At 72.3% G+C, this 13,313-nt stretch carries 11 protein-coding genes and 1 tRNA gene; 7 read left to right on the top strand and 5 right to left on the bottom strand.

Going from position 1 to position 13,313, the window contains the following annotated elements; all coding sequences use genetic code 11:
* The first annotated feature begins 206 nt into the window (after positions 1-206).
* The 4 genes from BOQ63_RS20320 to BOQ63_RS20305 all read left to right on the top strand — a co-directional run bounded on the left by BOQ63_RS20320 (position 207) and on the right by BOQ63_RS20305 (position 4,069).
* Positions 207-686 (top strand): FtsB family cell division protein, encoded by a 480-nt coding sequence (locus BOQ63_RS20320; RefSeq protein WP_050366605.1) that lies wholly within the window; start codon positions 207-209, stop codon positions 684-686.
* Positions 658-1,335, top strand: coding sequence for a DUF501 domain-containing protein (locus BOQ63_RS20315; RefSeq protein WP_078656355.1), 678 nt, complete (start codon positions 658-660; stop codon positions 1,333-1,335). The genes BOQ63_RS20320 and BOQ63_RS20315 overlap by 29 nt, the downstream gene beginning before the upstream one ends.
* A gap of 2 nt (positions 1,336-1,337) precedes the next feature.
* Positions 1,338-2,273: a Ppx/GppA phosphatase family protein gene (locus BOQ63_RS20310; RefSeq protein ID WP_030290815.1), complete on the top strand. Its 936-nt coding sequence runs from the start codon at positions 1,338-1,340 to the stop codon at positions 2,271-2,273.
* Between the two features lie 428 nt (positions 2,274-2,701).
* Positions 2,702-4,069, top strand: a complete 1,368-nt coding sequence (locus BOQ63_RS20305; RefSeq protein ID WP_072654739.1) for an NAD(P)/FAD-dependent oxidoreductase — start codon at positions 2,702-2,704, stop codon at positions 4,067-4,069.
* Between the two features lie 291 nt (positions 4,070-4,360).
* On the opposite strand, the gene BOQ63_RS20300 is transcribed toward BOQ63_RS20305, so the two are convergent.
* The gene (locus BOQ63_RS20300) at positions 4,361-6,916 is read right to left on the bottom strand and encodes an ABC transporter permease (protein ID WP_030290820.1); all 2,556 of its coding nucleotides are present in this window, start codon (positions 6,914-6,916) and stop codon (positions 4,361-4,363) included.
* A gap of 44 nt (positions 6,917-6,960) precedes the next feature.
* Entirely contained in the window at positions 6,961-7,773 is an 813-nt protein-coding gene (locus BOQ63_RS20295; protein ID WP_050366604.1) for an ABC transporter ATP-binding protein, read from the bottom strand.
* Positions 7,774-8,041: 268 nt separating this feature from the next.
* Between BOQ63_RS20295 and BOQ63_RS20290 the strand changes: the two genes are divergently transcribed.
* From BOQ63_RS20290 to BOQ63_RS20280, 3 genes are all read left to right on the top strand, one after another.
* Positions 8,042-8,123, top strand: a tRNA-Leu gene (locus BOQ63_RS20290).
* 141 nt (positions 8,124-8,264) lie between these two features.
* Positions 8,265-9,131, top strand: coding sequence for a Bax inhibitor-1/YccA family protein (locus tag BOQ63_RS20285; RefSeq protein WP_030286569.1), 867 nt, complete (start codon positions 8,265-8,267; stop codon positions 9,129-9,131).
* Positions 9,132-9,217: 86 nt separating this feature from the next.
* On the top strand, positions 9,218-9,586 hold the full coding sequence (locus BOQ63_RS20280) for a hypothetical protein (RefSeq protein ID WP_030286571.1): 369 nt from the start codon (positions 9,218-9,220) through the stop codon (positions 9,584-9,586).
* A 143-nt stretch (positions 9,587-9,729) separates the two neighbouring features.
* On the opposite strand, the gene BOQ63_RS20275 is transcribed toward BOQ63_RS20280, so the two are convergent.
* The 3 genes from BOQ63_RS20275 to BOQ63_RS20265 all read right to left on the bottom strand — a co-directional run bounded on the left by BOQ63_RS20275 (position 9,730) and on the right by BOQ63_RS20265 (position 13,306).
* Positions 9,730-10,671 carry a hypothetical protein gene (locus BOQ63_RS20275; RefSeq protein WP_072654738.1) on the bottom strand — a complete coding sequence of 314 codons (942 nt, stop codon included), beginning with the start codon at positions 10,669-10,671 and terminating at the stop codon, positions 9,730-9,732.
* 288 nt (positions 10,672-10,959) lie between these two features.
* Positions 10,960-12,180 (bottom strand): acetyl-CoA C-acetyltransferase, encoded by a 1,221-nt coding sequence (locus BOQ63_RS20270; RefSeq protein WP_072654737.1) that lies wholly within the window; start codon positions 12,178-12,180, stop codon positions 10,960-10,962.
* A gap of 64 nt (positions 12,181-12,244) precedes the next feature.
* Entirely contained in the window at positions 12,245-13,306 is a 1,062-nt protein-coding gene (locus tag BOQ63_RS20265; protein WP_150476012.1) for an SGNH/GDSL hydrolase family protein, read from the bottom strand.
* Positions 13,307-13,313 lie beyond the last annotated feature (7 nt).

Below are 13,313 nucleotides of genomic sequence, written 5' to 3'. Positions count from 1 at the left end.
GCACGGCCGCTCCGCGGAGCAACCGGCACGGTCGCTCCGCGGACCACTGAGCACAGCAAGCACGAGGGCTGAAAACCCCGGGGCCGAAGGTCCCCGGTAGCGCACGCCTGACCGGTGCCCCGCCGCACACCCCGTAGGGTTGGACGGCGGGGCACCGTCGCGACCAGGAGGGGATACGGGAGATGGCTGGCTGGAGGATCCCGGGCTTGGCGGCCCGGCCTCGGTTCACGAGCCGGGCGACCGTCCTCGTCCTGGTGCTCTGTTCGCTGGTGGCGATCCTGGCCTACCCGACGCGGCAGTTCATCTCCCAGCGCGCCGAGATCTCCGCCCAGCGGGCGAAGGCCGACCACGTGCGCCAGCAGGTCGAGCAGCTGCGCCGGGACAAGGCCCGCTGGCAGGATCCGGAGTACGTCAAGGCGCAGGCCCGTGCCCGGCTGCACTACGCGGTGCCGGGGGAGACCCCGTACATCGCGGCGGATCCGTCCGGTGCGGCCGCCCGGCCGTCCGCCTCCGCCACCGCGACCGGGCCGTCCGCCGACGCGGCGGGCCGCCCGAACGCGGCCAAGCCCTGGTACGCCGGCATCTGGGACTCGGTGGACGCCGCCGACACCGCCGCGCTGGCCCCCGCGACCCCCCGTCCGCTCCCCCCGTCCCCCGTTGGAGACCCCACCCCCCATGACCACTGAGAACCACCCCGCCGTCTCCGACGCCGACGTCGCGGCCATCGCCGCCCAGCTCGGCCGGGTGCCGCGCGGCCTGCGCGCCGTGGCCCACCGCTGCCCCTGCGGCAACCCCGACGTCGTGGAGACGGCCCCCCGCCTGCCGGACGGCACCCCGTTCCCGACGCTGTACTACCTGACCTGCCCCAAGGCCGCCTCGCTGATCGGCACCCTGGAGGCGGAGGGTGTGATGAAGGAGCAGACCGCCCGGCTCGCCGAGGACCCGGAGCTGGCCGCCGCCTACCAGAAGGCGCACGAGGACTACATCGCCCGGCGCGACGCGATCGAGGTGCTGGAGGGCTTCCCGAGCGCCGGCGGCATGCCGGACCGGGTGAAGTGCCTGCACGTGCTGGTCGGCCACTCGCTGGCGGCCGGAGAGGGCGTCAACCCGCTCGGCGACGAGGCGATCGGCATGCTGGAGGACTGGTGGGCCAAGGGCCCGTGCGTCTCCCCGGCCGAGGTCCAGGCGGCCGGTGAGCGGGTCGCCCGCAACCGCGCCAAGGAGCAGGACCACGAGGCCGTGATCGCGGCCAAGCAGCAGAAGACCGCCGAGCGTGCCGCCAAGCGCGCCGCCGAGGAGTCCGCGGGGTCCGCGGCGGAGCAGGAGTCCGAGTGACCATGACCCGCGTGGCCGCGATCGACTGCGGCACCAACTCGATCCGGCTGCTGGTGGCCGACCTCGACCCGGAGACCGGCGAGATCACCGACCTCGACCGCCGGATGATCATCAACCGGCTGGGCCAGGGCGTGGACCGGACCGGCCGGCTGCACCCGGACGCCCTGGCCCGCACCTTCGCGGCCTGCCGGGAGTACCGGGAGATCATCACCGGCTTCGGCGTCGGCCCGGAGCGCACCCGCTTCGTCGCCACCAGCGCCTCCCGGGACGCCGAGAACAGCGACGAGTACGTCAAGGGCGTGCGCGACATCCTGGGCGTCGAGCCGGAGGTGGTGAGCGGCGAGGAGGAGGCGCACCTGTCCTTCGTGGGCGCCACCAAGGAGCTGACCGGTGGCCAGTTCCCCGCCCCCTACCTGGTCTTCGACCTCGGCGGCGGCTCCACCGAGTTCGTGCTCGGCGGGGAGGACGTGCAGGCGGCGCGCTCGGTGGACATCGGTTGCGTGCGGCTGACCGAGCGGCACTTCGGCGGCGCCGAGCTGCCCTCCGAGGAGCAGATCGCCGAGGCCCGGGCGCACGTGCGGGCCGAGCTGGACAAGGCGGAGGAGGTCGTCCCGCTGACCGGCGCGGCCACCCTGGTCGGCCTGGCGGGGACGGTCACCACGGTGTCCGCGATCGCCCAGGACCTGCCCGGGTACGAATCGGCGCGGATCCACCACTCCCGGCTCAGCCGCGAGCGGGTCGCGGAGATCGCCCGTGATCTGCTGTCCGCCACCCACGCCGAGCGCGCGGCCATCCCGTCGATGCACCCGGGCCGGGTGGACGTGATCGCGGCGGGCGCGCTGGAGTTGCTGGAGATCATGGACCGGACCGGCGCCGCCGAGCTGGTCGTGAGCGAGCACGACATCTTGGACGGCATCGCCTGGAGTACGGCCTCCTGACGGTCCGCATGGCTTACCGAACCGGCCCCGGCGCCCCGTTGCGGGTGCCGGGGCCGGGGCGCGCCCGGGCGCGAGTGGAAAAGTTCGTGAATTTCTTCACATGACGATCCAGTCATTCGCCCCACCCCGCCGCCCGCTACGTCCGAATTGTGGGACCGAAGGCCCGCCCCCGACGGGGCCCACTGGATCGCAGGTCAGGCCTCGGTTGGGGTTTGAAAATCGAAATCACGAGCGGGAACCCGGGCCCTGTGCGGATCGTTGCTGCTCAGCCGGGTGGTGCTCCGGCGCGCGTTCACGAGGGGCCGCCGGGGCCCCTGCGCCGGCGCGCCGGTGGCGTTTTTGCGGGCGCGAAGTGTAGCACGGGGTGTCCACGAGCTTGTGACCGGGCTCACGAAGGCTGCTCCGGACGGTGCTGGATACTTTCGGATATGAGCACCACGGAGCGTCCTCGCATCCTCATTGTCGGCGGTGGTTACGTCGGCCTGTATGCCGCGATGCGCATCCTCAAGAAGATGCGCTACGGCGAAGCGACCGTCACGGTCGTGGACCCGCGGTCGTACATGACGTACCTGCCCTTCCTCCCCGAGGCGGCCGGCGGCAACGTCGCGCCCCGCAACCTCGTCGCGCCGCTGCGCAAGACCCTCAAGCAGGCGGAGGTGCTGACCGGGTCCGTCACCGGCATCGACCACGCCCGCAAGGTCGCGACCATCCAGCCGGCGGCCGGCGACAGCTACGAGCTGCCCTTCGAGTACCTGGTCGTCGCGACCGGCTCGGTCTCCCGCACCTTCCCGATCCCGGGTCTGGCGGAGAACGGCATCGGCATGAAGACGGTCGAGGAGGCCATCGGCCTCCGCAACCACGTCATGGCCCAGCTCGACAAGGCCGAGTCCACCTCGGACGAGGAGGTCCGCCGCAAGGCCCTGACCTTCGTCGTCATCGGCGGCGGCTTCGCCGGCATCGAGACGGTCGCTGAGATCGAGGACATGGCGCGCGACGCGTCGAAGCTGTACAAGACGGTCAGCCGCGACGACATGCGCTTCGTCGTGGTCGAGGCCGCCAACCGCATCCTCCCCGAGATGGGCCCGGACCTCGGTCTGTGGACCAAGGAGAAGCTGGAGGAGCGGAACATCGAGGTCTACATCGAGACCTCGATGGACTCCTGCATCGACGGCCACGTCATGCTGAAGAACGGCATGGAGATGGACGCCGCCACCATCGTGTGGACGGCCGGCGTGAAGCCGAACCCGGTGCTGGCCAACTTCGGCCTGCCGCTGGGCCCGCGCGGCCACGTCGACACCGCGCCGACCCTCCAGGTCCAGGGCTTCGACTACGTCTGGTCCGCCGGCGACAACGCCCAGGTCCCGGACCTCGCCGCCGGCGAGGGCGCCTGGTGCCCGCCGAACGCCCAGCACGCCTGCCGCCAGGCCGTCGTCCTCGGTGACAACGTCATCTCCGGCATGCGGGGCTTCCCGCAGAAGGAGTACAAGCACAAGAACCTGGGTGCGGTCGCCGGTCTCGGCCTGCACAAGGGCGTGGCGATCCTCTTCGGCAAGTACAAGCTGAAGGGCCGTCCGGCCTGGTGGTTCCACCGCCTGTACCACGGCGCGATGGTGCCGACCTTCAACCGCAAGGTCCGGGTCTTCACCGACTGGACCCTCGCGATGTTCCTGAAGCGCGAGGCGGTGGGCCTCTCCCAGATGGAGAACCCGCAGCTTCCGATCCAGGAGGTCACGCCGCCCACCAAGCCCGTCGAGGCCGCGAAGCCGGCCACCGACAAGGAGCTCGCCAGCAAGTAAGCGACTGGACCCCGGTGTGGGAGCGCCGGGGTATGAGTCGGAGGCCCTCCGCCCGGCAGTGTCGCCGGACCACGACCTCCGTGGTGCTCAGCCGGCCGTGCGACCGGGCGGAGTACAGCAGTAGAAGAGCCCCTGCCGAAACCCTCCGGCAGGGGCTCTTGCCGTGTCCCGGGACGGCCTCCACAGGTCCGCGCCCGACCACGGGTCCGCCCCCGGCCACAGGTCCGCCCCCGGCCACAGGTCCGCCCCCGGCCGCGGGTGCGACCGGGGGCGGGAGCCGGTGCCGGGGCGTCAGTCCGTCTTGATGCTCTCCAGGATGTCCAGCTTGGCCGCCCGGCGGGCCGGCCAGATCGCGGCCACCAGGCCGACCAGCCCGGCCAGGCCCAGGAAGACCGCCAGCTGGCCGTACGGCAGGACGGTGGTCAGCCCGGCCAGGCTGGACTTCAGCGTCCCGTTGATCGCCCAGGCGATGAAGCAGCCGAGCAGCAGGCCGATCCCGGCGCCGAAGAGCGAGATCACCACCGACTCCAGCCGGACCATCCGCTTGATGCCGCTGCGGTCCAGGCCGATCGCCCGCAGCATCCCGATCTCGCGCTTGCGCTCGAAGACCGACATGGCCAGCGTGTTGATCACGCCGAGGACGGCGATCAGGACCGCCATGCCCAGCAGGCCGTACATCAGGTTCAGCGCGAAGGTGATGACCTGGCTGAAGTCGTCCCGGACGTCCTGCTTGGACTTGACCTCGATCACCGGGTTGGCGCCGGTGGCGTCCTTGAGCGCCTGCTTGAGCTCGGGGGTGGCGCCGTTCTTGCCCCTGACCAGCACGTCGGCGACATACGGCTTCGGGTCGTGCTTCGCGATCTCGCTGTTGGCCAGCAGGACCGGGCCGAGCATGCCGCCCTTCTCGTACACGCCGCCGACGGTGAGCGGGCCGGTGGAGCCGTCCGGGAAGGTGGCGGTCATCGTCGAGCCGGTGGCGACGTTGAACTTGGTGGCGACGTCCTGGTCCACCAGCAGCTGGCCCTTGCCGAGTGCGTCGGCGGAACCGCTGGTCAGCTTGATCTCGGCGAGCTGCTCGAAGGCGGCCGCGTCCAGGCCGCTGATCGCCTTCGAGGTGCCGTCGAGCTTCCAGTAGGCGGCGGTCATCGGCGAGGAGGCCGCCACGCCGGGGGCCTTGGCGATCTGGGCGGGCACCTGGCCGGACAGGTTCATGCCGTTGGCGGTCGAGACGATGTAGTCGGCCTTCATCGACTTGGTGACGGCCCGGTCGATGGTGTCGCCGATCGAGGTGCCGAGCACCGTCAGACCGGTGACCAGGGTCAGCCCGATGGTGAGTGCGGCGGCGGTGGCGGCGGTGCGGCGCGGGTTGCGCACCGCGTTCTGCTGGGCGAGCTTGCCCGGGGTGCCGCCCAGGGCCCGCAGCAGCGGGCCGACCAGCGCGACCACCGGGCGGGAGAGCAGCGGCAGCAGGACGAACACGCCGATCAGGGCCAGGAAGGCACCCGCGCCGACCGGCAGCCGGCCGCTGTCGTTGCCGGTGGAGGCGCCGTAGCCGATCAGTGCCAGGCCGCCGCCGGCGAGCACCGAGCCGATGGTGTTGCGGACCACCAGGCTCTTCTGACTGGCCGGCTGGTCGCCGCTGCTCATCGCCGCCACCGGGGCGATCCGGGCGGCGCGCATGGCCGGCAGCAGGGCGGACAGGACCGTCACCAGGACGCCGACCACGAGGGTCGCCACGACGGTGAGCGGCTTGACCACCAGCGAGCCGTTCGGCATGTTCTCGTTCAGCGAGCCGATCAGGGACTGCATCCCGGCGCCGATCCCGATGCCCGCCAGCAGACCGGCCGTTGCGGAGACGACGCCGATCACCAGCGCCTCGATCAGCACCGAGCGGGTCACCTGCTTGCGGCTGGCGCCGATCGCCCGCAGCAGCGCGAGCTCCCTGGTGCGCTGGGCGACCAGCATGGTGAAGGTGTTGGCGATGATGAAGATGCCGACGAAGAGCGAGATGAAGGCGAAGACCAGCAGCATGGTGCGCATGCTGTCGGTGCCCTGGGTGATCTGCGCCTGCTCGTCGGCCTGCAGCTTGGTGCCGGTCTCGACGTCGAACTGGTGGCCGGTCACCTTGGGCTCGACCTGGGCGAGCAGCGCGTCCTGGGAGGTGCCGGGCTTGGCGGTGAGCACGATGCTGCTGTAGCGGCCCGGCTCCAGCAGCGTCTGCTGGGCGGTGGCCTTGTCGAACAGGGTGAGCGTGCCGCCGGTGTTCACCACCGGGTCGTCGGTGGTGAAGACGCCGGTGAGCTTGGCCTCGATCACCGGCCCGTTGGCGGCCACCCGCACGGTGTCGCCGACCTTGTAACCCGCCTTGTCGGCGGTCCTGCGGTCGAGGGCGATCTCCTTGGCGTTCTTCGGGCCCTGGCCCTCGACCATCGGGTAGCGCGGGTCCCGGCCGTCCTGGCCGGGCGCGAAGTTGGCGCCCTTGGCGGACCAGACCTGGCCGATCAGGTCGCCCTTCTTGTCGGCGACCCCGGTGAAGCCGCCGGCCACGCCGCGGGCGCCGGCCGCGCCCGGCAGCGAGGCCAGCTGCTGGACGGTTTCGTCGGTGAGCGTGGCGGAGCCGCCCTCGCTCTTCTCCCTGGCGGAGGCCCTGGAGCCGGCCGAGCGGTCCACGACCTGGACGGCGATGTCCGAGTAGCTCTTGGAGTTGCTGTCCCGCAGGGCCTTGCCGAAGGTGTCGGAGAAGACCATGGTGCCGGCGACGAACGCCGTGCCGAGCATGACGGCCAGTGCCGTCATCAGCAGTCGGCCCTTGTGGGCCAGCACGTTGCGCAGTGCGGTGCGATACATGAGGTGTCCTGGGAATCGAGGGCGTCGGGCGTACGGGCCGGGTGTCAGCTGGTGCGGCCCTTGGCCTCGAAGCGGCGCATGCGGTCCAGGACGGTGTCGGCGGTCGGGGCGTGGAGTTCGTCGACGATGCGGCCGTCGGCGAGGAAGACGACGCGGTCGGCGTAGGAGGCGGCGACCGGGTCGTGGGTGACCATGACGACGGTCTGGCCGAGTTCGCGCACGGAGTTGCGCAGGAAGGAGAGGATCTCGGCGCCGGAGCGGGAGTCGAGGTTGCCGGTGGGTTCGTCGGCGAAGATGATGTCGGGCTTTCCGGCGAGGGCGCGGGCGCAGGCGACGCGCTGCTGCTGGCCGCCGGAGAGCTGGGAGGGGCGGTGGCCGAGGCGGCCGGACAGGCCGACGGTGTCGACGACGCGGTCGAGCCAGGCCTGGTCGGCCTTGCGGCCGGCGATGTCCATCGGCAGGGTGATGTTCTCCAGGGCGGTCAGGGTGGGGAGCAGGTTGAAGGCCTGGAAGATGAAGCCGATGTGGTCGCGGCGCAGCTGGGTGAGCTGCTTGTCCTTGAGGCCGACGAGTTCGGTGTCGCCGATGGTGGTGGAGCCGGAGGAGACGGTGTCCAGGCCGGCCATGCAGTGCATGAGGGTGGACTTGCCGGAGCCGGAGGGGCCCATGATGGCGGTGAACTCGCCCTGGGGGAAGGTCACGCTGACGTTGTCGAGGGCGACGACCCGGGTCTCCCCCTCCCCGTAGACCTTGTTCAGACCGGTGGCGCGGGCGGCCGCCAGGCCGGTGTGGACGGCGGTTGCGGTCGACGTGGTCACGGGGGTGCTCCTTGCTGGTTCGCGGATTCGTACCCCCATGCTCCGTTACGTGATCATGGTCCGGCGTCGCTCCGCCGGACGGTTGGCCCGACCGCCGCTGGGTGTAGGGAGGGGCGGCACCCTCCTCCTGCGGTATGACGGGAACCCTGAGGTCGGGCGCGGTGGCCGGGCGGTGGCCGGAATCACCGTGCTTCGTGGCCGAATTCCGAACTGTTCGTCAGATGGCAAGGAAACATGACAACTTCCCGGGCCGGGAACATGCGAAAGAGTGATCCGGGCGACTACTCTCAGGGGTGGTTCGCAGGACGCCCGGATGGTGGAACGCAGACACGGGCAGCTTAAAACTGCTTGGCCGCGAGGCCGTGCCGGTTCGAGTCCGGCTCCGGGCACCGCAACGACCCGCGGGGGCGCCACCGGCGTCCCCGCCGGGAGTCGTTCACCGGATCCTCCTCGCGGCGTATCCCGAAATTTTTGCCAAGCCATTACCCTGGTGCGCGGGCGGTGCAGTGCCGCCACGGAGGGAATGAGCAATGAGAAGCAGCAACCCGGTCTTCTCGCGGGAGGGGTCGTTCACCCGCGAGCCCGGCTACGCGGGGTTCGGAACGAGCGGTCAGGCCGGGGGCCCGTACGGCAACCCCTACGCGGGGACGCAGTACGCGCAGCCCCAGGGGCAGGGCCCGCTGACGGACGACCAGCTCCACCAGATGTACGGCGGTCCGTCGGCCGGCCCCGCGGCCACCGGGCGGATGACGCTCGACGACGTGGTCGCCCGCACCGCCATGACGCTGCTGACCGTGGTCGTGGCCGGCGCGGTGTCCTGGCTGACCCTGCCGTTCGAGAACTACGGCTTCGCGATCGGCGCCTCGCTGGTCGCCGCGATCGTCGGTCTGGTCGTCCAGTTCCGGGAGAAGATCAGCCCCGCCCTGGTGCTGGCCTACGCGGCGTTCCAGGGCTTCGCGCTGGGTGCGACCACCCACGTCCTCAACACCATCTGGTCCGGCATCGCGATCCAGGCGGTCGTCGGCACGGCGGTGGTCTTCGGCGCGACGCTCTACGTCTACAAGAGCGGTCGGCTCCGGGTCGGCTCGAAGTACCGCCGGATCGGCCTGGCGATCGGCCTGGGCTTCTCGGGGCTGCTGCTGATCAACTGCATCGCCTGGGCGTTCGGCGGGGGCCTCAACACCTGGGGCGGCCCGCTGGGCTTCGGCATCGGCCTGCTCGGCGTCGCCATCGGCGCGTTCTACCTGACGCTGGACTTCAGTGAGGTCGAGGAGGCGATCGCCCGGGGTGCCCGGCAGGAGGAGGCCTGGCGCGCCGCCTTCGGGCTCACCTTCTCGCTGGTGTGGATCTACGTCGAGATGATGCGCCTCATCGCGAGCCTGCGCGGCGACGACTGACGCCCACTCCCCGCCGTACCACTGCCGCCGGGCCCCGGAGCCGACCGCTCCGGGGCCCGGCGGCGTTTGTGGTTAGGCTCCTGTGCATGCATGACGTACAGCCCCTGGTCGAAGCCGTCGACAAACTGGCGGATCGTTTCCGCTCGCTGCCGCAGAGCAAGTTGCTGGGCGCGGTGCCCGGGCACCCCTCGCGGGCGGCGGCCGCGCTGGCGCTGGCCCGGCGGCTGGCCGCGCTCGCGCTGGCGGCGGAGGGCGGGCCGGAGCGGGAGTTCCCGGACGCCGGGGCCTTCGCGGCGGGGGACCAGCTGGCCGTCGCGGGGCACGACCTGGCGGCCGCGCTGGCGGCCCTGCCGGAGGGCGCCGCGGTGGCGCTGCCGGACGGGCCGGCGGCGGCGGCCGAGGTGCTGGCCGGGGCGGTGGCCGCGGTGCGGGAGACCGCCGAGCTCTGCGCCTGACCGAGCCTCGACGCCCCTGACCCCCGACGCGTTCGGGCCGGCGCGGGTAGGGGACGGCGCGGGCGCGGACACGCCGAAGGCCGGCCGGGTAACTAACCCCTTGGCCCGGCCGGCCTTCGGTCCCGCTGCTGGGTGAGGTGGCGTCAGATGCTGGCGACCACCCGGTCCGCGAGCACGTAGACGGTTTCGTCGTCGGTGGAGAAGGTCAGCGAGTACGAGCCGGAGAAGCGCGAGCCGCCGAGCAGCCGGACGTGCTCACCGGCACGGACCGCGTCGATCAGCCGGTAGGCGGCCTCCCGGTCGCCCGGGGCCACGCACAGCGTGGTGCCGTCGGCGAAGGCGTACACGTCCAGGGTGCCCAGCGGGCCCGGGCGGACGTCGACCAGGGCGACGGCCTCCTCGGCGAGGGCGGCGAGCCGGGTGTCGGTCCACTCCCGGGAGGGCGACTGGCTCGGCACGAAGTCGGGGTGCGAGGGGTGGCGGCGCGGGTCGGGCACGGCGACCGGGGCGTCCTCCACGACCGGCTCGGCGTCCAGCAGTCCGGCCTCCAGGCCGGTGGCCAGCAGGTCGGCCTCGCGGCGGGCCCGGGCGTCCTTGGAGGGCTCGCCGACCGGGTGGCCGGGGCGCAGCGGGGCGCCGCCCTCGCCGCCGGGCTCGGCCGGGCCGGTGCCGCCCTCGCCGATCAGGTCCTCCAGCGCGGAGCGCAACGCCTCGCCGAACTCCGGGTCCATCGTCCCGGCGTTGTCGGCGGCATCCTGCGGGCCGGTGGGGCGGGGGAAGAACACCGGCCACTCGGCGGTGCCGGTGAAGGCACCGGTGAACGGGGAGTCGAACAGTGGAGCGTCCTCGGCCGCGCGGGCCTCCTGCTCGGCCCAGAACGCCCGGGCCTCGGTGATCTCCCGCTCGCGGTCGGCGGCGAGCGCCTCGCCGACGGCCCGGCGTATCGCGGCCTCGTCCACCGGTGCGGGCACGGTCGGGGCCGCGGCCTGCGCGTCCAACTGGCGGGAGATCCCGCGCAGGCGGAGCAGCACGGCGGACGACACGGTGATCAGGATCAGCAGCAGGATGGTGTAGACGACGCTCACGGAACGTACTCCTAGCGCGGAGCGGAACGGGGTTACGTGTCCACACTGCCGTATGCGGGGCTGTTACCGCAGTGGCGAATGTCTAATTCGTCCGGGAGTTTCGCGCTTGTCCCCAAATTGTTAGGTAACACCCTTCTACGCAGTGGAGTTGATCCGCTCCGCAGTGTCGATTTCGGGACCGGAAATGACAGAGAAGAGGGCCGGATCGACCTCTCGGTGTGATCCGGCCCTCAATTACCCAGTGTCACTCCAAACGGGTGGTCCAGACCCTTCGGGAGTGCGGGAGGGTCAGCTGAGGCGCTCGATGACCATGGCCATGCCCTGGCCGCCGCCGACACACATGGTCTCCAGACCGAACTGCTTGTCGTGCCACTGCAGGGAGTTGATCAGCGTGGTGGTGATCCGGGCGCCGGTCATGCCGAAGGGGTGGCCGACCGCGATGGCGCCGCCGTTGACGTTCAGCTTGTCCAGGTCGATGCCCAGGTCGCGGTAGGAGGGGATCACCTGGGCCGCGAAGGCCTCGTTGATCTCGACCAGGTCGATGTCGTCGACGGTCAGGCCGGCCCGCTTGAGCGCCTGCCGGGAGGCCTCGACCGGGCCGTAGCCCATGATCTCGGGGGACAGGCCGCTGACGCCGGTGGAGACCACCCGGGCGAGCGGGGTGATGCCGAGCTCGCGGGCCTTGGTGTCGGACATGATGACCAGCGCGGCCGCGCCGTCGTTCAGCGGGCAGCAGTTGCCGGCGGTGACGGTGCCGTCCGGGCGGAACACCGGCTTCAGGCCGGACACGCCCTCCAGGGTCACGCCGGCGCGCGGGCCGTCGTCGGTGCTGACCACGGTGCCGTCCGGCAGCGTGACCGGGGTGATCTCGCGCTCCCAGAAGCCGGCCTTGATGGCGGCCTCGGCGAGGTTCTGCGAGCGGACGCCGAACTCGTCCTGCTCGGCGCGGGTGATGCCCTTGAGCGCCGCGAGGTTCTCGGCGGTCTGGCCCATCGCGATGTAGGCGTCCGGCACCAGGCCGTCCTCGCGCGGGTCGTGCCACTCCCCGCCGCCCTCCTCGGCGCGCTTGGCGGTGCGGGCCTGGGCCTCGTCGAAGATCGGGTTCATGGTGCCCGGCAGGCCGTCCGAGGTGCCCTTGATGCTGCGCGAGACGGTCTCGACACCGGCCGAGACGAAGACGTCGCCCTCGCCGGCCCTGATCGCGTGCAGCGCCATCCGCGTGGTCTGCAGCGAGGAGGAGCAGTAGCGGGTGATGGTGGCGCCGGGCAGGTAGTCCATGCCCATCTGGACAGCCACGATGCGGGCCAGGTTGTGGCCCTGCTCGCCGCCGGGCAGGCCGCAGCCGAGCATCAGGTCGTCGATCTGGCGCGGGTCGAGCTGCGGGACCTTGGCCAGGGCGGCCTGGATGATGTGGGCCGTCAGGTCGTCCGGGCGGACGTCCTTGAGCGAGCCCTTGAAGGCCCGGCCGATCGGCGAACGGGCGGCGCTGACGATGACGGCTTCGGGCATTGCGGGCTCCTCGCTGAGTGACGGCGGACTTGGCGGTCCGGGAGGAAAGCTACCGGTTGGTAGCTCAACCGTCACCGGCCCCGGCGTGTGAGCTGGCCGACGTGTTCCCGGGGTCCGCGCCGGGCTCCGCCGGCGCCTCCGCGCCGACCCGCAGCCGGTGGCGCAGCAGGGCCCAGCGCCGGCCCGTGCCTTCCGCCTCCACGGCCGCCACCTCGGTGCCCGCCCGCCCGGCCGCCGCCGCGGCGGCCAGCGCGACCGGCAGCACCGACTCACCCGGAACGGCGGCGCTCGGCCGCTCCTCCTCCGGCCACAGGCCCAGCGCGGCGCACACCGAGGGCAGGACGGCCATCGCGGCGGTGGCGTAGCCCTGGGCGGAGGGGTGGTAGCGGTCGGCGGCGAACATCTCCGGGCGGGCGGCGAACTCCGGGCCGAGCAGCGAGCCCAGCGAGACGGTGCGGCCGCCCGCCTCCACCACCGCGATGGTCTGCGCGGCGGCCAGCTGGCGGCTCAGCCGCCGGGCCACCCAGCGCAGCGGCGGGCGCACCGGCTTGATCGTCCCGAGGTCCGGGCAGGTGCCGACCACCACCTCGCAGCCGTTCGCGCGCAGCGCGGCGACGGCCTCGCCGAGCTGCCGGACGGCGACCTGGGCGGGGCTGTGCCGGGTCACGTCGTTGGCCCCGATCATGATCACCGCGATGTCCGGGCGGTGTCGCAGGGCCTGCTCCAGCTGGCCGGGGAGGTCGGCGGAGCGGCCGCCGGACCGGGCCACGTTGACCAACCGCACCGGGCGCTCGGCCACCGAGGCCAGGCCGGCCGCCAGCAGCGCGCCCGGGGTCTCGCGGGCCCGGGCCACCCCGAGCCCGGCGCCCGTGGAGTCGCCGAGGACGGCCAGCACCAGCGGCGCCTGCGGGGCGGCGCAGCGGTCGGCGAAGGCCTCGCCGTAGACCCCGTCGGCCTTGGGCGGGACGGTCTCCAGGACGCCGATGGCCTGGATGGCGAGCTTGCTCTCGGTCAGCAGCAGGCCCACCAGGCCCACGCCGAGCAGGCCGAGGCCCCCGCCGCCGTACGCCGCGGCGGTGGCGATCCGGCGGGCCACCCGGGCCCGTGAGTCCTGTGCGCCTGGCATCCGGCGC

The organism is Streptomyces viridifaciens, from assembly GCF_001888885.2.
GTDB lineage: Bacteria > Actinomycetota > Actinomycetes > Streptomycetales > Streptomycetaceae > Kitasatospora > Kitasatospora aureofaciens.
Note: the sequence above shows the minus strand (reverse complement) of the source record. Positions and strands in the feature narration are given on the sequence as shown.

Excerpts from the sequence above, each read along its gene's own strand:
- BOQ63_RS20310 (WP_030290815.1), top strand. The coding sequence starts at position 1,338 with ATGACCCGCGTGGCCGCGATCGACTGCGGCACCAACTCGATCCGGCTG.
- BOQ63_RS20305 (WP_072654739.1), top strand. The coding sequence starts at position 2,702 with ATGAGCACCACGGAGCGTCCTCGCATCCTCATTGTCGGCGGTGGTTAC.
- BOQ63_RS20300 (WP_030290820.1), bottom strand. The coding sequence starts at position 6,916 with ATGTATCGCACCGCACTGCGCAACGTGCTGGCCCACAAGGGCCGACTG.
- BOQ63_RS20295 (WP_050366604.1), bottom strand. The coding sequence starts at position 7,773 with ATGGGGGTACGAATCCGCGAACCAGCAAGGAGCACCCCCGTGACCACG.
- BOQ63_RS20285 (WP_030286569.1), top strand. The coding sequence starts at position 8,265 with ATGAGAAGCAGCAACCCGGTCTTCTCGCGGGAGGGGTCGTTCACCCGC.
- BOQ63_RS20280 (WP_030286571.1), top strand. The coding sequence starts at position 9,218 with ATGCATGACGTACAGCCCCTGGTCGAAGCCGTCGACAAACTGGCGGAT.
- BOQ63_RS20270 (WP_072654737.1), bottom strand. The coding sequence starts at position 12,180 with ATGCCCGAAGCCGTCATCGTCAGCGCCGCCCGTTCGCCGATCGGCCGG.
- BOQ63_RS20265 (WP_150476012.1), bottom strand. The coding sequence starts at position 13,306 with ATGCCAGGCGCACAGGACTCACGGGCCCGGGTGGCCCGCCGGATCGCC.